Below are 19,236 nucleotides of genomic sequence, written 5' to 3' on the forward strand. Positions count from 1 at the left end.
CTCTGGTTAATTGTTGATCTGGTCAAGATCAATTAACAGATTACATCGCAATGACTTTTTCTCATACACCAGAAACGACTATAGCTCTTGATAACAACGAGCAAACGCTTGCTCAATCGTTCGAAAATGTAATTACGTTTAATACTTATTTACGTGATTACCCAAAACAAAATGAGCCAAAAACACGCATTATTAATCTGTGCGACTCAAGCCAATACTTGAGCAAAGGTTACTATTGTTCATTACTTGCAGAGGCGCGCAAGCACCAAGTTTTACCCAGTGTAAAAACCATTAATGCACTTCGTAGTGGCCAAGCTCCTATGTTAAATGTGGGCCAAATAGATGGCACACTTTACTTTGGTAATGCCCAAAACGATTTACAATCAAAAGCGGCAAAGTCGGTATTTAACCAATACCCGGCGCCTATTTTATTTGTTGATGAGCAAGGCTTATTGCAACAAGGGTCTTTGTCGTCTTTAAGCGAGCAACAGTACAGCGAATTTGTCGCCAAGCTAGATAACTTTACTAAAACGCAGTGGCGAATTGGTGCGGTGCAACGTCGTTTTAGATGGGACATGGCAATACTTGTTGATCATAACGAAAAAGTACCACCGAGTGATAAAGATGCCATCGCACGCTTTATTAAAGCTGCGGCTAAACACGGTATTTATGCACAAGCATTAAGCTTTGACGAAATTGACAATATTGCCCAGTTTGATGCGTTATTTATTCGCCAAACTACAGCGATTGACCATCCAACGTATCGCCTTGCGAGCAAAGCGCAAAGCCTGGGTTTAGTGGTTATTGACGATGCTGAGTCTATTTTACGTTGTTGTAATAAAGTGTATTTACACGATGCATTTAATTATCAAAAAGTGCCAAGTTTAAAAACGGTTGTAGTGGCTGATCAAGCAAATGAAACGCTTGAGCAATTAGAAGAAGCGTTTACGTATCCGCTTGTTTTAAAAATGCCTGAGGGTCGTTCTCAAAAGGTGTGTTTAAAGTTTCAAACCGTGATGAGCTTGCCGCTAAGCTTACAGAGCTGTTTGAATATAGCGCATTAGTGCTTGCACAAGAGTACATGTATACCGAATACGATTGGCGAGTGGGTGTGTTAAATGGCCGTGCAATTTATGCATGCCGCTATTTAATGGCGCGTAACCATTGGCAAATTTATAACCACGACGCTAAACGGTTTTTCTCTGGTGACTTTGAAACTCTACCAACCTTTGAGTTACCAAAAGCGGTGTTAGATGCAGCATTAAAAGCCTGTAAAACAGTGGGTAGGGGTTTATATGGCGTAGATGTTAAAGAGCATCAAGGCAAAGCATATGTACTTGAAGTAAACGACAACCCAAGTATTGATCACAAAGTAGAAGACGGCTATTTAGGCGACGAGCTATACATGATCATTATGGATGAGTTTAAACAACGCTTAGAAGCACGAGGCCGTGGGTAATAACATGAGCAACCTTGTTATTCGAAAGGCGCTTAGCAGTGATTTAAACGCATTGATTGACGTTGAAAATGCCTGCTTTAATAACGATAAATTAAGTCCGCGTAGTCTAAAACGCTGGCTTAGTGCTAAGCACGGCATTTTAATCGTTGCCCAAAGTGGCGAGCAACTATGCGGTTACGGGTTAGTGTGGTGCCATAAAGGCACGCGTTTAGCGCGTTTATATTCGCTTGCTGTTTTACCCACAATGCAAGGTAAGGGCGTTGCAAAAGCACTACTTACTAGCCTTGAAAAAGAAACGTGTGAGCGTGGGCGTATTTACCTTCGTTTAGAGGTGGCTGTAAATAACGAAGGTGCGATAGGGCTTTATAAAAGCTTGGGTTACAGAGTGTTTGGTCAATACAGCGATTATTACGATGACCACAGTGATGCCCTACGAATGCAAAAAAACATTCGACAAACAAGTGAGTTAAAAGTGGCGCGTTTAACGCCGTGGTATCAGCAAACTACCGAGTTTACTTGTGGGCCTGCTGCGCTATTAATGGCAATGGGTGCACTTGAGCCAACAACTGAGCTTACCCAATCGCATGAGCTGGCACTTTGGCGTGAAGGTACCACCATTTTTATGACCTCGGGTCATGGTGGTTGCCATCCGTTTGGTTTGGCACTTGGGGCTAATAAGCGGGGCTTTAAAAGCGAGGTAATGGTTAATACCACCGAGCCTTTGTTTTTAGATGGCGTACGCAACGAAAACAAAAAAGTGGTACTTGCCACAGTGCATCAGCAATTTGTAGATGGTATTGCACAGGCAAATATACCGCTTACGTATAAAGATGTAGAGCTTGAGCATATTGAGCAGTGGTTAAGTAAAGGCTTTAGTGTGCTGTTATTAATTAGTACATACAGTTTTGATGGTAAAAAATCGCCACACTGGGTGTGTGTTACGTACCTTGATGAGCACTGCGTGTATGTTCACGATCCATTTTGTGAGCCTGGTAACGATAAACAGCTCGCAATAGATTGCCAATATGTACCTATTGCACGAAGTGATTTTAGTAAAATGTCAGCGTTTGGTAGCCAACGTTTAAGAACGGCGGTGGCTATAGCTAATAAAATATAAGGTTTACAGTGACTTTTTTAGATTTAATTGATGTAGCCCCGTATTCATGGGCAGCTATTGGTACTGCGGCTTTTTGTGGTGCTATTATTGGTATAGAGCGCCAGTTGCGCGGCAAACCTGTCGGTATTCGTACCTCTGCGTTAATAACTTTGGGTACGTATTTGTTTTTATCCACTGCGTTTAATTTACAAGGGGATGTAATAGATCATTCTCGTGTAGTTGGGCAAATAATTACAGGTATTGGCTTTTTAGGGGCAGGCGTTATGCTCGCAAAAGATGGTGCGGTAGTTGGCGTTACATCAGCTGCAACCATCTGGGTGCTTGCATCAATAGGCGTTATGATAGCGACCGAAAACCTTGGCGCTGCAATAAAACTCTCGGTGCTGGTGGTCGGTATTTTATACGGTGTAGACGTACTCGAAGCTAAATTTAAAAGCTTAAGCAAAGGCGTACACACTAAAGTAAAAAACTATCAAAAACGTTACTATCGAAAAGAATTTAACGAATCAGAACGCCACTAAAAGTGGCGTTTTTTAGTGCTATTGAAATTAGTACTATTCGAACAAGCACTATAATTAGCCAAATAACTTTCTCCTAACTACTTTTCTGTAACCACTGGGTGTTTGGCTTAATACTTTTTTAAACACGCGGGTTAAATGCCCTTGGTCGTTATATCCTACTTCTAAAGCCACTTCTTGAATTGATAAATTTGATGATGCTAATAACTCCTTCGCACTTTCTACACGTAATTGCTGCCAATACTCAATAGGGCTTTGATTAGTAGCGGCTCTAAAACGGCGGGTAAAAGTACGATAGCTTAAGCTAAATTGGGCAGCAACTTCTTGCAAGTTTAGCTCGGTGGCTAAATTAGTTTTTAGCCAAAATTGAATTTGCGCAATTAGCTCATCGGGGTGGCGATCTACTGCACCTTCTAAGTAGCGTTGATCTTCATAGGGTTTGCGTATTTCGTGCGAAAAATTACGCTCTACATGCTGCGCGGCGGCTTTTGTGTAGTACTGGCTAATAATATGCACGATCACATCGGCAAGCGCATTAAGGCTTGCTACGGTATACATTCGCTCTGACTGGGTTATAAAAAAGTCGGGCTTTAGGTGCACCTGCGGGTAGTCATGGCTAAATTGTTTGGCGTAATGCCAATGGGTGGTAGCAGGGTGGCCATCAAGTAAGCCTGCCTCAGCTAATAAACAGTTGCCAGTACCTACACCAATTACATGGCTGCCTGCGCTAAAGCTCTCGCTTAGCCAATCAACTACCTCTTGATTTGTACGTACCACAGGGCGCGGATTTCGCCAAATACCAGGCACTATAATTAAATCGCTGTAGGGCGCATTAGTTGTTATGCAATCAGGAATTATCGCAAGGCCTGCGCGAGTAGCTATAGATTCTGCATTTTTAGCCACTAAATTTATAGCAAGTGGCCTAAAGCTTTGCTTATCAAGATGCCCTTTAGCAAAGGCCTCGCCGGCTCTTAGCATTTCTATAGGCAGCGTTAAACTAGTCACTAATAAATGCGGATATACCGCTATAGCAATGTTTAGTGGTGGATTAGTGTGTTTATCAGTCATATAAATGCTCCGACCAGTACCTTTTGGCCTTTTATACTGGATATTTGGCTATTAAAGCACAATGCGTGGTACATAATCCATTTAAACTGCCTCTTCTCCTAATAACACGCTTTTTAAAGGTAAATTATGACAGCATTACCCGTTATAGTAGGCATGGGTGGTATTAACGCCGCTGGCCGTACTTCTTTTCATCAAAGTTATCGCCGTATCGTGTTAGATAGTTTAAATGCTCAAGATCGCAGTGAAACATTTTTAGGCCTCGCCACACTGATGAATCTAGTAAGCGTTGTAAACGGCCAATTACAAGATACACAAGGTAATAATGTTGAGCAAAGCGACATAGAAGCACGCTTTGGTGAGCAAATTATTGCTGGTACACTTATTCGTAAAATTGAAAAAGAACACTTTGATGCCGATGCCACACCGTGGCAGCAAAAAATGACACTGACCGCATCAAGCGATAACGCAATTGTGTTTGAAACGCGTGCTCGCGACTTACCTACACCGGTTCCTGCTAGCTGGCAAGTTGAAGAGCTTGAAGGCAAAAAAGTAAAAGTAACTATTGCCGCAGATATAGATGTTAAGCACGACTCAACACGTGATAACCCGATTAAATCAGCAGGGCAATTTCCGACTGGGTTTGATCCATCAGTTATGTATAACAGCCGCTATCAGCCTCGTGGTTTGCAAGCCACTATTTTTGCAGCTACCGATGCTATTAAATCAACAGGGCTTGATTGGCAGCATATTATGAATAGCGTAGAGCCAGATAAAATTGGTACCTATTCAGCATCGGTAATTGGCCAAATGGACGACAAAGGCCTAGGTGGTTTAGTAAAGGCGCGCCAACAAGGCGACCGTGTTAGCACTAAGCAGTTAGCACTGGGCTTAAATACAATGTCGACCGATTTTATAAACGCCTATGTTACGGGCAATGTAGGTACTACGTTTTCGACCTCGGGCGCATGTGCAACGTTTTTATATAATTTACGTGCAGCGGTTAATGACATACAAGCAGGGCGTACACGCGTTGCGGTTGTCGCAAGTGTTGAGTGTGCTATTACACCAGAAGTTGTAGAAGGCTTTGGTAACATGAGCGCACTTGCAAACGTTGAAGGGCTGCGTCGTTTAGATAACTTATCAAATGATGAAGAACCAGATTACCGTAATAGCAGCCGCCCATTTGGCGATAACTGTGGCTTTACATTAGGTGAAGGCGCGCAAGTTGCTATTTTAATGGATGATGCTTTAGCCCTTGAGTTGGGCGCTGATATTATGGGCAGCGTACCGGATGTGTTTGTAAATGCAGATGGCGTTAAAAAGTCGATTACATCACCTGGACCTGGTAACTATATTACAATGGCAAAATCAGCCGCACTTGCTAGCAGCTTATTAGGTAAAGAAGCACTACAAGAACGTAGCTTTATTTTAGCTCATGGTTCTAGTACACCGCAAAACCGTGTAACAGAGTCTTTGATTTATCATAAAGTAGCGCAAACGTTTGCTATTGATAACTGGAAAGTAACAGCGCCAAAAGCGTATGTTGGCCATACTATTGCACCTGCAAGTGGTGACCAGTTAGCGATTGCGTTAGGCATATTTAGTCATAATATTATACCGGGTATTACCACAATTGATAAAGTGGCTGATGATGTTTATAGCGACCATCTTGATATTCGTAATAGCCATTACGAGTGCGCTGATATGGATATTGCTTTTATAAATTCAAAAGGCTTTGGCGGAAACAATGCAACAGCGACTGTACTTTCACCAAAAGTAACAATGCAAATGCTCACTAAGCGCCATGGCGATGAAGTTATGACTAGTTACGCGCAGAAAAACATGGCAATTAAAGCCGCGCAACAAACGTATCAAGCTCAAGCTGATTTAGGCCAATATGAGCTTATTTACCGCTTTGGCGACGGACTTATTGACGACAACGACATTGTAATAGACGAGCAAAGTATTCAGTTACCTGGCTTTGAAAAAGCAATTACGTTTAGCACAACAAATTCCTATCAAGATATGTTTTAAGCACACATACTTGTTAGCAAGGCGCTTTTTAAGCGCCTTTTTTAGTGCCTCAAATATATTTATCCATTAAGTTTTTTTATAAGTGAAGCTCATTAAATAAACCTAAATTCGGATAATAAGTGCAATTTCTCAGATTAGATGGCCAGCTGTTATAATTCGGCCATTCTCTCGCCAAAGGAAATTGCTTTAATGAAATATAAACAGCTGACACAAGCAGAAAGATACCAGATTTACGCGTTAATAAAAGCAGGAAATAACCAAAAACAGATAGCTGATGAACTCACTCGTTCACCGTCATCTATCTCTAGAGAGTTAAAACGCAATAAAGGGCTTAAAGGCTATCGACCTAACCAAGCCAATAATTTTGCAGAGCAAAGACGCAAGTCATCTTTCAAAGCAAGTAAGTTAACAGATGATGTTACTGACTGGATTAATAAATTGTTGGTTGACGGACTTTCGCCAGAGCAGGTGGCAGGCCGCTTAGCTTTAGAGAAAAAGGTCGTTTTGCATCATGAAACGATTTATCAATATATTTACAGAGACAAGGCTCGTGGTGGTGAACTACATAAGACACTCACTCGTGCATGTAAAAAGTATAAAAAACGCTATGGAAGCTACGATAAACGTGGACAGATAGTTAATCGAGTCAGTATTGATGAACGCCCAAGTATTGTGGATTCAAAGTCTAGGATTGGTGATTGGGAGGGCGATACAGTGATAGGCAAAGGGCGTAAAAATGCCCTTGTTACAATGGTTGAACGTAAAACGTTATATACAGTCGTTCACAGAATTGAAAGCAAGCATGCGAAAATAACAGCCGATGCGCTGATCAAGTGTATGACACCCTATAAAGGTAAGGTTATTACCGTGACTTTAGATAATGGAAAAGAGTTTGCTCACCATGAGCATATTGCACAAAAATTAGAAGCGGATGTGTATTTCGCTCACCCATATTCATCATGGGAGCGGGGCATAAATGAGAATACCAACGGCTTACTTAGACGCTTCTTCCCCAAGGGAACTGACTTTATGTCGCTAAGTGAAGCAGAAATACAGGCGGCAGTTGATAAGCTCAACCATCGGCCAAGAAAAACAAGAGGGTATAAAACCCCTCATGAGTTATTTACGGGGCAATCAGAAGTTCTGGTGGCTGCATAATGATTGCACTTAATACTTGAATTCAAGAATCAATGAAGAATAAGTATTCATTTAAATATGCCATTACTCTTAACACATTTTTACAGAGTTATTTTTAAAAAAGGCTAAAATTAAGGTTTAGTCAGTAGTTAGCATTCAGGATGAATTATGCGAATTTTAGTTATTGTTGTTTTTTTACAAAGTTTACTCGGTTGTACCGCTGTAGGTGTATTGCTTGATAATTCAGCGCGCTCGGGTAGTAGCTCTACAAGTTCCGGTACTTTTGTAAAAGACAAAGACGGTTTGAGTTTCTCAAAAATGGGATACGCAGTTGACTCCGCTATAGTGGAATTTGTAAAAGATGAGAGCAATCCAAAACAAACATGTAGGCAAGTAACAAAGAGTTTAAAAGAGTGTGTAGATGTTGAGGAATCTAATCTACACACTAACGAATCTCACTCTAAGCTGTTAAAAACTGATGATGAAATAATAAGTGTTGGTCAATAAAGCTGCTTATAAAAAAGTAGCTATGATCGTAGCCTGCTTGCATTTCAAGTGTAAGCGGGTAGCCTTTTTTATCAGCAATAGCGACTAAGTTTTCTGGCTTAAGTTGCTCTTGTAAAAAGCCATCAGCATCACCTTGACTCACTAACATGGGTAAGTAATGAGCTTGCTCTGCGTTTTTCATCAACTCGCAGCTATCATATTGTGCCCAAAGCGCCTTATCATTTCCTAAATAGCCAGTAAATGCTTTTACACCCCAAGGGCATTCAATCGGATTTACAATAGGGCTAAAAGCCGAGGCACTTACAAACGCAGTCGGGTTTTTAAGTGCAACCATTAATGCACCGTGCCCGCCCATAGAGTGACCACTAATTGCTTTTGTGCTTGTTATCGGAAAATGTTGTTCAATAAGTGCTGGTAACTCACTAACAATATAATCGTACATATTAAAATGAGTGTTGTAAGGGGCTTGCGTGGCATTTACGTAAAAGCCTGCGCCTTGTGCAAAGTCGTAGCTGTCTTCATTAGGTACGTTTTCGCCGCGCGGGCTGGTGTCTGGCGCTACAATAGCAATACCTAGCTCGGCGGCTTTTTTAAATGCGCCTGCTTTTTGCATAAAGTTTTCGTCGGTACAGGTTAAACCTGATAACCAATAAAGTACCGGTACTTTATTTGCTTCACTTGCGCCAGGTGGTAAAAATACGGCAAAGCGCATAGTGCAATGTGTACTTTGCGAGCTGTGAGTATATTGTTTATGCCAACCGCCAGACACTTTTACACTTGAGATATTTTCTAACATACTTAATCCTTAAAAGCCGTAAACTTAAAAGTATTACGGCTTATTAATAAGCTATTTTACGAATGCAGTTTATTAGTAATGAATGACTGTACGAATACTTTTGCCTTCGTGCATTAAATCAAATGCTTCATTAATATCTGCAAGGCCCATTGTGTGAGTAATAAAGTCGCTAAGAGCAAATTCACCCGCCATGTAACGCTCAACAATTTCAGGAAGTTGTGAACGGCCTTTAACGCCACCAAATGCACTACCACGCCATACACGCCCAGTTACTAGTTGAAACGGGCGGGTTGATATTTCTTGGCCTGCACCCGCCACCCCAATAATTACTGACTCTCCCCAACCTTTGTGGCAACACTCAAGCGCTGAGCGCATAACGTCAACATTACCGATACATTCAAACGAGTAGTCAACGCCGCCGTCTGTCATTTCAACAATAACTTCTTGAATTGGCTTGTCGAAATCTTTTGGGTTAATTAAATCAGTTGCACCTAGTTTTGTAGCTAAATCGAATTTAGTGGTGTTTATATCAACACCAATAATACGACCAGCACCGGCCATTTTTGCGCCAATAATCGCAGACAAACCAATACCGCCTAAGCCAAATATAGCAACCGTGTCGCCAGGCTTTACTTTAGCTGTGTTGGTAACTGCGCCCATGCCTGTTGTTACACCACAGCCGAGTAAGCAAATCTCTTCTAGTGATGCTTCTTTATTTACTTTAGCTAGTGAGATTTCTGGCAATACAGTGTACTCAGAGAACGTTGATGTCCCCATGTAGTGATAAATTGGTTGGCCATCTTTAAAAAAGCGTGTAGTGCCGTCTGGCATTAGGCCTTTACCTTGTGTTTCGCGCACGGCTGAACACAGGTTAGTTTTACCTGAAGTACACATTTTACATACGCCACATTCTGCAGTGTATAAAGGAATAACATGATCCCCCACTTCAACACTCGTTACGCCTTCGCCAACAGCATAGACAACACCAGCGCCTTCGTGACCTAAAATAGCAGGAAATATGCCTTCAGGATCTTGGCCTGATAATGTAAATGCATCAGTATGACACACTCCTGTAGCGGTAATTTTTACCATTACTTCGCCTTTTTTAGGCATCATCACATCAACTTCTTCAACACTAAGTGGTTGATTAGGACCCCAAGCAATGGCAGCTTTTGATTTAATAAATTCAGACATGTGTTTTATTTCCTTTAACTGGCTATTAAAAAATAATTGTAGACCCAATTTGCTTGGGTGATGGGCTTATTGTATTTGTTTCTCAAATAATGATAATCTCAATTTTATTAAAACACTTTTACAGTATGGTAATAATGGAACGTTGGGATGGAATTGATGAGTTTATAGCGGTTGGTGAAGAGGGCAGCTTTACTGCGGCTGCAAAAATGCTTGGGCTTTCGGTTGCGCATATTAGCCGCCATGTCACAGCGCTTGAGCAACGTTTAAATACCCAGCTTTTAACTCGTACAACCCGTAAAGTGGTTTTAACCAAAGAAGGCGAAGTGTACTTACATCAAATAAAGCACTTACAACATGCTATGGATGAGGCAACTCAAGGCCTTGCTCAGCAACAAAGTACGCCTAAAGGTAAAATAAAGCTCACAGCACCAGTTATGTACGGAGAGAGCTTTATTATGCCCATAGTGCATAATTTTATGAAGGATCATCCCGAGGTCGAAGTTGTTGCCACACTAAGTAACGAGCAAGAAAACTTATTAGAGGGCGGATTTGATTTAGCCATAAGGCTAGGGCATTTAAAAGATTCGAGCTTAAAAGCGCGTAGGTTAAGTGCGCGGCGCTTTATAATGTGCGCGGCACCACAGTATTTAACGCGATTTGGTGAGCCGCATACTTTAGGCGAGCTAAACAGCCATGAATGTCTAATTGGGAATAGTAGTTACTGGCGCGTAAACGAAAATGGGCGCGATAAACACATTAAAATAGCGGGGCGGCTACAGTGTAATAGTGGTTGGGCGCTGGTGGATGGCGCAAAAAAGGGGCTCGGTATTGTACAGCTCCCAGACTACTACATTGAAAACGAAATTAACTCAGGGCAATTGGTGCCTATTTTAACACCCTATCAACCACAGCAAGAAGGGGTATGGGGCGTATATCCACCAAGGCAGTTTGTGGCCACTAATGTACGGGTATTGCTCGATTATTTAGTTAAAGGGCTTAAAGCTTAACCGCGAATTAATGGTTAAATACATATTGCTGTAAATATAGCCAAGTATCAGATTTTTAAATTATTTCTTACATTTTACGCCATACCCAAAGGCACTTTTTTCGTGCTACTATTGCTCAATACTTTTACGATAAGTGTTAAAAATAATATGTTTCAACCGGTTAGCTTATTTATAGGGCTTAGATATAGTCGCTCATCTAAAGGAAATGCGTTTATATCGTTTATTTCGTTTTTTTCTATTGCCGGTATCGCTATTGGTTTAATGGCATTATTTACGGTAAGCAGTGTAATGAGCGGGTTTGAAAATAGCCTAAAAACCAATATGCTTGGACTTATTCCGCATGTTGAAGTTAGCGCAGGTAAAAACACTGCCACCCAAATGAACACCCTAAAAACCGACCTCGAACAATCTCCTTATGTTGATCATGTAAGCTTATATCGCCACGGTGAAGCTATTTTGCAAACGAATAAAGACTTGCACGGCGTTTTATTACAAGGCCTTTATAACGATAGTGGTTCTTTGTATAGAATTACCGATAAAATAGTGCAAGGCGATTGGAAAACTGTATTAAACAAAAATTACAACATTGCTATAAGCCGTTATTTGAGTCGTAAATTAGGCGTTAGCGTGGGTGATAAGCTTCGCGTTATTATGCCTAATGCTTCAACATATACACCTCTTGGGCGAGTACCCAGCCAGCGTTTATTTAAAGTTGCCGCAATATACGAAACCGGGTCTGAGATAGATATGGCGCTTGCGTTTACGAGTGGCGCTTCATTACAGCGGGTATTAAAGCTGGATAAAAACACTGCACCAAATTTAAGTGTTTCATTGCACGAACCTTTCGAACTAGATGAATTTATTGAAGCAAGCCAACGTATTTTACAAGATCATAATTACAGTGATTGGCGCAGTACCCAAGGTACTCTATTTGCAGCCGTTGCTATGGAAAAGCGCATTATGTCTATGCTGCTTGCCCTCATTGTATTGGTGGCTGTATTTAATATTGTATCGGCATTAACCATGATGGTAAGCGAAAAACAAGGTGAAGTAGCCATACTACAAACGTTAGGTTTAACACCTTCGCAAGTGCAAAAAGTGTTTATGGTGCAAGGCTTATATAACGGCGTAATTGGTACCGTAATAGGCGCATTTTTAGGTGTAATATTTAGTTTATATATAAATGAGCTACTTGCATTAGTGGGCTTAAACTTATTGGCGGGTATAGAGCTTCCGGTAAAATTTGATATTTTGAGTTTAGTAATAATAGCGTTTGCCAGTATTGCTATGAGCTTTTTAGCTACCTTATATCCTGCGCGTAAAGCCGCAAAAGTAAAACCAGCAGAGGTATTACGTTATGAATGATTTAGTAATTAGTTGTGAAAATTTAAGTAAGGTTTATCAAGATGGCAGCAACCAAGTTGAAGTATTAAAAGGTGTTGATTTAGCGCTGCAGCAAGGTGAAATGCTCGCTATTGTGGGGAGTTCTGGCTCTGGTAAAAGTACGCTTTTACACATACTTGGCACATTAGATACCGCAAGCACAGGTAGCGCTAAAATTAAAAACCAAGAAGTTGCAAAACTTTCGCGAACAGAGCAAGCCGCATTTAGAAACCAAAATTTGGGCTTCATCTATCAATTTCATCACTTATTAATGGAGTTTAGCGCAGTTGAAAACGTGGCTATGCCATTATTAATTAAAGGCTTGAGTGCAAAAGAAGCCAAAGCTCAAGCGCTCGATATGCTCGAAAAAGTAGGCCTTGCACATCGCAGCTCGCATAAACCGTCTGCGCTTTCTGGTGGAGAGCGCCAACGCGTGGCTATTGCCCGCGCACTGGTTACTAAACCTGCGCTTGTGCTTGCTGATGAACCAACCGGTAATTTAGATAAACAAAATGCGATTAAAATTTACGATTTAATTAATGAGCTTAACCAAAGCTTAAACACCAGTTTTGTGGTAGTTACACACGATTTAGAACTTGCCGATAAGCTAGGCAAAATAGCTTATTTAGACGATGGAAAACTAGCTATTAAAGAGTCGCAGCATGTTGCTTAGTGCATTTTTAAGTAAACGTTTTAGAGCCTATTCAGGCCACAAAGATGAAAAAAACGGCTTTGTTAGTTTTATCGCTAAAGCGTTGACTATTGGTATTTTATTAGGTGTCGCGGTTTTAATTGTGGCGCTGTCGGTAATTAATGGTTTTGAGCAGCAACTAGTACATAGATTGCTAAGTGTTGTGCCGCAGGTGGAATATGTAGCACCAAGTAGACCCATTGCAAATTGGCCGCAAAAGGTTGAGGATTTACAAACACAACCGCATGTAACAGGGGCTGCGCCATTTATTGCAGTGAATGGGATGGCGCAATATAAAAGCCAGCTAAAAGCGATAGAAATTCGGGGTGTTGAGCCATCGCTCGAGAGTAATGTATCGGCGGTAAACCAGTTTACCAGTGGTAAATTAGTGAGTCAGTTAGGCCTTGACGATGTAATTTTAGGTAAGCAAATAGTAAAACAGTTAGATGCAAAAGTAGGCGACAACATTACGTTACTTATTCCGCAAATAGGCCAAAAAAGTCAATCATTATTAGCGCCTAAACGCGTAACACTTAACCTTGCAGGTGTTATAGAAATGGGCGGCCCGATTGATAGCACCGCTGCGTTTATACATCTTAACAAAGCGCAGCAAACATTGGGTTACGATGAAACTCAAGTAACAGGGCTGCGCTTAAGTGTTGATGATGTGTTTTCGGCGCACCAAATAGCGCTAAAAGTGGGCCAAACTATTGACGACTATGTGTATGTTTCTAGTTGGTTTAGAACCCAAGGCAGCCTTTATCAAGATATTCAAATGGTACGTACCATTGTTTATATTGTGGTGTTTTTAATTATAGCGGTAGCCAGTTTTAATATTGTATCGTCCTTAGTGATGGAAGTACGCGAAAAACAAGGCAATATCGCGATTTTAAAAACCATGGGCGCGAAAGACAGTACTATTTTAGCCACCTTTGTAATGCAAGGCTTAATGCAAGCATTTGTAGGCGTGGCACTAGGAACACTAATTGGTGTGGTATTAGCGCTTAATATAAGTGAGCTTTTTACGTGGATAAGCCAATTATTTGGAGCCAATCCACTTGAGGGCGTTTATTTTATAGAGTTTTTACCAAGTAAATTAGTACTCGAAGACATTGGTATTACAGTGATTGTTACGTTTGTGCTTGCGATACTTGCCACTATTTATCCTGCATGGCAAGCAACGCGCGTAGATCCTGCCAAGGTGCTTGGTAACTAGGTATAAGAAGCTCAGATAAAAATTAATAGGGTGGTATTAGTAAACCTGTTAAACTAGGCGCTTATTTAAAATTAAGCAATAACTGCTTGGTTGCTATACCTCACTTTGGGATTTACTTTGACTAATAACGATATTTTACGCCGCATTCGCTACACTTTTAACTTAACTGATACTGCTATGGTCAATGTTTTTGCATCAGCAGAACATACGGTCACCAAAGAGCAAGTAATTGCATGGTTAACTAAAGAAGGTGAAGAGGCTTTTACCCCAATAAGTGATACTGAGTTTGCTAGCTTTTTAAATGGGTTCATTAATACCCAACGTGGCAAACGCGAAGGTGAGCAACCAGAGCCTGAGAAAAAGCTAAACAACAATATTATCTTTATGAAGCTACGTATTGCTTTAAATATGAAAGCAGAAGATGTTATAGCAACACTTGCACTTGTTGATTTTGACTTAAGTAAACATGAGTTAAGTGCATTTTCTCGAAAAGTAGATAACAAACATTACCGTGTTTGTAACGATCAAATATTACGCTTGTTTTTAACCGGTGTACAAAAGCAGCATCGTCCAGAAGAGTCTGCTGAGTAATTGATTTTAGCTAATTAGTTTTTAACTAATTAGCTTTTAGTTAATGGGCTTTTAGTTAATGGGCTTGTGTATGCGCAATGCTACATAAAGCCTATTATCAATGGTAAACCCCAACACTTAATAATTAAATACATTTATAACAACACCAAGTTACTTATTGGTTTACTTGCGTGTAAAAATTATAATGCCCCCGTATAAATAGTTCATAGATTTACGCTAATTTTGGCAAAATGAAGATAATAATTGCATTCGTAAGCTATAACGCTGTAAAGCTCGGCCATAACAGCGTAGGATCAGCTTACTTTCGAATGAAAATTAGGTTTGCACTTTAGGTGCATTAACATATAAAAAATTATGCAACTAACTGCAAAACCATCACTTCCTAATGCGTTACTTATTTCTATTAGCACACCACAATTTAAAGGTGACGAAGCAACAGAGTCGCTTGCAGAGCTTGCTCGTTTGGTGACCACGTTAGGATTTAAAGTAGTAGGTACGCAATCGCAAAAGCAAAGCTCAACTCAAAAAGTTAATGTACTGGGCTCAGGTAAACTAGCTGAAATAGCTCACCTTACTGGTAATAAAGGGATGGTTGAAAACGAGCAAGAAGATGATTTACTTGATGAAGACCCTTTAACCGAAATATCCTCAGAAATTCCATCAAACGATTTAGATTTTGCATGTGCTGATGTAGTGGTATTTGACTGTGATTTAACGCCTTCTCAACTACGTAATGTTGAGAACCAGCTGGGTGTGGAAGTATTTGATCGCACCGGTATTATCATTGAAATATTTAGCCGTCATGCGCGTACTAAAACTGCAAAATTACAAGTTGAAATTGCTCGCCTTAATTATGTCGCGCCACGACTGCGTGAAACATCAACAGGTGATAAAGAACGCCAAATGGGTAAAGGTGCGGGTGAAACCACACTTGAGCTAAATCGCCGTAAGGTGCGCGATCAATTAGCAGAGTTAAAGCGTGAGCTTGTTAGTGTTCAAGATGTAATGATGGACAGACGTACGCAGCGCTCTGAGCTATTTTCAGTGGCTTTAATTGGTTATACCAATGCAGGCAAGTCATCAATGATGCGCGCAATTACAGGCAGTGATGTAGAGGGCGAAAACAAACTTTTTGCTACTCTAGATACCACTGTTCGCGCGTTGTATCCGATTACACAGCCTCGTATACTCGTATCAGATACAGTTGGTTTTATTAAAAAGTTACCTCACGATTTGGTTGCTTCATTTCATTCAACGCTCGCTGAGGCACATGATGCGTCGTTATTGTTATATGTTGTAGATGCTTCAGATCCTTCTTTTCGCTCACAGCTTGAAGTAGTACATAAAGTACTGGCAGAGGTTGGGGTAGAAGGTAGCAAAAAATTATTAGTACTGAATAAGTCAGACCAATTAAGTACTGAGCAGCAGCAGTCGCTAATGGATGAATTTCCTGATGCGATGATGACCTCTACGCGTAATCCAGATGATATTAGTAAATTGCACAAATATATTATTGGTATTGCTCAAGAGGACATGATTGAAGAAGAGATTGTTATACCGTATACAGCCAAAGGTATCGTGGGCGAAATTCGCTCAAGTATGAGTGTTGTTAAAGAAGAATATGAATACAGCCATATTAAATTAACAGTGCGCTCAAGTGCGATTGACTTAGAACGTTTAAAAAAGAGAATGTTGAATTTATAATAAATTCAGTACATAAAAAGCACAGCCAATTGGCTGTGCTTTTTAATCGTTGCTTGAGATAGATTTATTATTCAGAGTTCAGGCTTTCTATAGAGGAAAAATTAAGAGAAGGCCTTGTCGCTTAGCTCTCCTTGCATTTGTTTTCGCATTTTAAATTTTTGCAGTTTACCTGTTACCGTCATTGGGTAATTTTCTACAAAACGGATATGTCGTGGCATTTTAAAATAGGCTAGTTTGTCTTTTAAAAACTCACGAATTGCTTGCTCATCAAGCACAGCATCTTCTTTTGGCTGGATCCAAGCGCATACTTCCTCGCCATACTTTTCATCAGTTATACCAAATATGGCAGCATCTTGAATGCCCGGGTAGGTGTAAAGTACTTCTTCTATTTCTCGAGGGTAAATGTTTTCGCCGCCCCGAATAATCATATCTTTAATGCGGCCAACAATCGTGACAAACCCTTCTGTATCCATGACACCTAAATCGCCAGAGTGCAGCCAACCTTCCTCATCTATTGTGGCTTTTGTTTTAGTTTCGTCATTCCAATAGCAGCGCATTATGCCAGCACCTTTACTACACACTTCACCAGGTTGACCAATTTTTTTAACGTTACCCTGCTCATCAATAATTTTAACCTCTGTATGGGCAAGTGCACGGCCAACGGTCGTTACTTGCCGCTCTATTGAAGAGTCTGTTTCGGTAATGTTGTTTATGGGGCTGCACTCCGTTTGCCCGTAAGCAATCAGTACTTGATGCATGTTCATCAGCGTTTGTACTTTTCGCATTACTTGCTCTGGGCATGTAGAGCCTGCCATTACACCCGTTCGTAAAGTACTTAGGTCGTAATCGTTAAAGTTACTTAATTCAAGCTCACTAATAAACATAGTAGGTACACCGTGCAGCGCTGTGCATCCTTCTTGTTGAACTACATCAAGTGTTGTTTTTGCATCAAACGAATCACCTGGGTAAATGGCTGCTGCACCTTTACTAACACACAATAAGCTACCCAATACCATTGCAAAGCAATGATATAACGGGATAGGGATACATAACTTGTCATCGCTCGTAAAGTGCATAGATTCGGCGACGAACAACGCATTATTTAAAATATTTTTATGCGTGAGCGTTGCGCCTTTTGGGTTGCCAGTTGTGCCTGATGTAAATTGTATATTGATGTCTTGATCAGCATTTAAGTTTGCACCTATTGCCTTTAATTCAAGCTCATGAGCTGCTGTGGGCAAGTTAATAACATCATTAAAAGAGTACATACCAGGAGATGCTTCATCGCCAATGCGAATTATATTTTTAAGAGTGGGCAGTGCTTTTAAATTAAGTGTGTCTTTATCGCAAGTTGCAAGTTCTGGCGCCAAACCATTGAGCATTTCTAAATAATCACTGCCTTTAAAGTTTGATGCTGTGATTAGAGTAGAGCATTCAACACTATTTAAAGCATATTGTAATTCGTTAGGGCGATATGCTGGGTTGATGCACACCATTATTGCGCCAATTTTCGCCGTTGCAAATTGGGTTAAGCACCACTCAATATTATTAGGAGACCAAATACCAACACGCTCACCTGGTTTTACGCCAAGGGCAAGTAACCCCATAGCAAGCTGATTAACTTCTTTTTGAAATTCTTTATACGTTAATCGAATACCCTGGTGATGGACTACAACAGCTAATGCTCTTGGGTTTTTGTTGACAATAAAGTCAAAGTACTCGCCGATAGTTGAATTTGTTAAAGGTGTGCTTTGTATACCTTTAAAGTAGCTTTGGGTTAACGGTAAGTGATTTATTTTTTCTACTTCTTTTACCGCAATAGTGTGTGTGTGCATTGCTCTCTCCATGAAAATGTGTGTGAGTTATGTAAACTACAAAGTTAAAATAAACACATATTGTCAACAAAGTGAAGTGTGGTTAGACTAATGTCTTAGTATTTTTATAAAAACCAAACCCGCTTTTTGGGCATAAAAAAACGCGTCTTACAAAGTAAGTACGCGTTTTTAAACGAGTAATGAGTTTACATTTCGTCGCTGCGGTATGTTTTTTTCATGATGTAAACGTAAGCATTTACAAAAGCATTTTCTTGGTACTTTTTAAGGCCTGTTTCTTCAAAATCAATAGGAATAGGGTTGCGTTTTAACTGCTCTTTAACTTCAGTTGTAGTAAATAAACGTACATCTAAGTTGTCGATTAATTGAATTGCAGTTTCCATTTTAAAGCCTTTTGCACTGCCAGCAAACTTACCTTTAGGCTGACGCTCACGAATTGCAACAGAATCAATTTGGTAATCTTGCATTAGTTTTGCAAAATCGAATTGAAATTTACGCATTACTTCAGTGTCGTTACCGTTACCTAAGGTAAAGCGTGTTTGGCGCACATCGCGAATATCAAATACGTCATTATCTTTACTTAAAATACAAAGTAGTACATCACTACCGGTAATTTCTACACCACATGTTCTCATGTCTATTCTCTAAAATAACTTAATTACGCAGTATTATACGCAACGCACATTAAAATGCGAGTGCGGGTATAGTTGTAGGCGCGTAATTAATGCATTGATGCTTTTATATTTTAATAAAATGATTTTTTTGCTTTAAAAGCTACATTTTGTGGATAAAACGGGTGGATTTCACCCCTTTAAACTTGTAATTAAATGCGCGGCACGCGACAATATATCTTTGTAGTTGAATAGACTCCTCATCTACATATATTAGTCAATGCTTATTCGTAAAAGCGTTGTCGAGTCATTCTCATTTAATTTATTAAAAATACACGTGATACATTGTAGGTGTCACCACTGTAGCAAGG

Annotated in this window: 16 protein-coding genes and 1 pseudogene; 12 read left to right on the forward strand and 5 right to left on the reverse strand. The window is 40.2% G+C overall.

Annotated features, from left to right (window positions below):
- The first annotated feature begins 50 nt into the window (after positions 1-50).
- The 3 genes and pseudogenes from AC0VZ4_RS08570 to AC0VZ4_RS08580 all read left to right on the forward strand — a co-directional run bounded on the left by AC0VZ4_RS08570 (position 51) and on the right by AC0VZ4_RS08580 (position 3,097).
- Positions 51-1,459: pseudogene (locus AC0VZ4_RS08570) on the forward strand (RimK family protein).
- A 4-nt stretch (positions 1,460-1,463) separates the two neighbouring features.
- Positions 1,464-2,576 carry a GNAT family N-acetyltransferase/peptidase C39 family protein gene (locus AC0VZ4_RS08575; RefSeq protein WP_475441459.1) on the forward strand — a complete coding sequence of 371 codons (1,113 nt, stop codon included), beginning with the start codon at positions 1,464-1,466 and terminating at the stop codon, positions 2,574-2,576.
- A gap of 8 nt (positions 2,577-2,584) precedes the next feature.
- Positions 2,585-3,097, forward strand: a complete 513-nt coding sequence (locus AC0VZ4_RS08580; RefSeq protein ID WP_002960746.1) for an MgtC/SapB family protein — start codon at positions 2,585-2,587, stop codon at positions 3,095-3,097.
- Positions 3,098-3,151: 54 nt separating this feature from the next.
- Here AC0VZ4_RS08580 and AC0VZ4_RS08585 read toward each other — a convergent pair whose 3' ends face one another.
- Positions 3,152-4,162, reverse strand: coding sequence for a GlxA family transcriptional regulator (locus tag AC0VZ4_RS08585; RefSeq protein WP_475441460.1), 1,011 nt, complete (start codon positions 4,160-4,162; stop codon positions 3,152-3,154).
- 126 nt (positions 4,163-4,288) lie between these two features.
- Here AC0VZ4_RS08585 and AC0VZ4_RS08590 point away from each other — a divergent pair, with 126 nt between their 5' ends.
- The 3 genes from AC0VZ4_RS08590 (at position 4,289) to AC0VZ4_RS08600 (ending at position 7,840) form a co-directional block, all read left to right on the forward strand.
- A complete protein-coding gene (locus AC0VZ4_RS08590; RefSeq protein WP_475441461.1) occupies positions 4,289-6,196 on the forward strand; it encodes a beta-ketoacyl synthase in 1,908 nt (635 codons plus the stop codon).
- Positions 6,197-6,385: 189 nt separating this feature from the next.
- Complete coding sequence (locus AC0VZ4_RS08595) at positions 6,386-7,354, forward strand: IS30 family transposase (RefSeq protein ID WP_475441477.1); 969 nt, start codon at positions 6,386-6,388, stop codon at positions 7,352-7,354.
- Between the two features lie 147 nt (positions 7,355-7,501).
- The gene (locus AC0VZ4_RS08600) at positions 7,502-7,840 is read left to right on the forward strand and encodes a hypothetical protein (protein WP_475441463.1); all 339 of its coding nucleotides are present in this window, start codon (positions 7,502-7,504) and stop codon (positions 7,838-7,840) included.
- Here AC0VZ4_RS08600 and fghA read toward each other — a convergent pair.
- On the reverse strand, positions 7,794-8,636 hold the full coding sequence (gene fghA, locus AC0VZ4_RS08605) for an S-formylglutathione hydrolase (RefSeq protein WP_007375334.1): 843 nt from the start codon (positions 8,634-8,636) through the stop codon (positions 7,794-7,796). The two genes, AC0VZ4_RS08600 and fghA, sit on opposite strands and share 47 nt — an antisense overlap.
- Positions 8,637-8,708: 72 nt before the next feature.
- Positions 8,709-9,830, reverse strand: a complete 1,122-nt coding sequence (locus tag AC0VZ4_RS08610) for an S-(hydroxymethyl)glutathione dehydrogenase/class III alcohol dehydrogenase (RefSeq protein WP_475441464.1) — start codon at positions 9,828-9,830, stop codon at positions 8,709-8,711.
- Positions 9,831-9,964: 134 nt separating this feature from the next.
- On the opposite strand from AC0VZ4_RS08610, the gene AC0VZ4_RS08615 reads away from it, so the two are divergent.
- The 6 genes from AC0VZ4_RS08615 (at position 9,965) to hflX (ending at position 16,422) form a co-directional block, all read left to right on the forward strand.
- Entirely contained in the window at positions 9,965-10,837 is an 873-nt protein-coding gene (locus AC0VZ4_RS08615; RefSeq protein ID WP_475441465.1) for a LysR family transcriptional regulator, read from the forward strand.
- Between the two features lie 147 nt (positions 10,838-10,984).
- Positions 10,985-12,202 carry a lipoprotein-releasing ABC transporter permease subunit gene (locus AC0VZ4_RS08620; RefSeq protein ID WP_475441466.1) on the forward strand — a complete coding sequence of 406 codons (1,218 nt, stop codon included), beginning with the start codon at positions 10,985-10,987 and terminating at the stop codon, positions 12,200-12,202.
- Positions 12,195-12,893, forward strand: a complete 699-nt coding sequence (gene lolD, locus AC0VZ4_RS08625) for a lipoprotein-releasing ABC transporter ATP-binding protein LolD (protein WP_475441467.1) — start codon at positions 12,195-12,197, stop codon at positions 12,891-12,893. The genes AC0VZ4_RS08620 and lolD overlap by 8 nt, the downstream gene beginning before the upstream one ends.
- Positions 12,883-14,127, forward strand: a complete 1,245-nt coding sequence (locus AC0VZ4_RS08630) for a lipoprotein-releasing ABC transporter permease subunit (RefSeq protein WP_475441468.1) — start codon at positions 12,883-12,885, stop codon at positions 14,125-14,127. The genes lolD and AC0VZ4_RS08630 overlap by 11 nt, the downstream gene beginning before the upstream one ends.
- A 117-nt stretch (positions 14,128-14,244) precedes the next feature.
- Positions 14,245-14,718: a YehS family protein gene (locus AC0VZ4_RS08635; protein WP_002960721.1), complete on the forward strand. Its 474-nt coding sequence runs from the start codon at positions 14,245-14,247 to the stop codon at positions 14,716-14,718.
- A 354-nt stretch (positions 14,719-15,072) separates the two neighbouring features.
- On the forward strand, positions 15,073-16,422 hold the full coding sequence (gene hflX, locus AC0VZ4_RS08640; RefSeq protein ID WP_002960718.1) for a GTPase HflX: 1,350 nt from the start codon (positions 15,073-15,075) through the stop codon (positions 16,420-16,422).
- Positions 16,423-16,523: 101 nt separating this feature from the next.
- Here hflX and AC0VZ4_RS08645 read toward each other — a convergent pair whose 3' ends face one another.
- Positions 16,524-18,257, reverse strand: a complete 1,734-nt coding sequence (locus AC0VZ4_RS08645; protein WP_475441469.1) for an AMP-binding protein — start codon at positions 18,255-18,257, stop codon at positions 16,524-16,526.
- 185 nt (positions 18,258-18,442) lie between these two features.
- Positions 18,443-18,889, reverse strand: coding sequence for a DUF3010 family protein (locus tag AC0VZ4_RS08650; RefSeq protein WP_002960715.1), 447 nt, complete (start codon positions 18,887-18,889; stop codon positions 18,443-18,445).
- Positions 18,890-19,236 lie beyond the last annotated feature (347 nt).

The organism is Pseudoalteromonas sp. QJM3NY_22, from assembly GCF_056173065.1.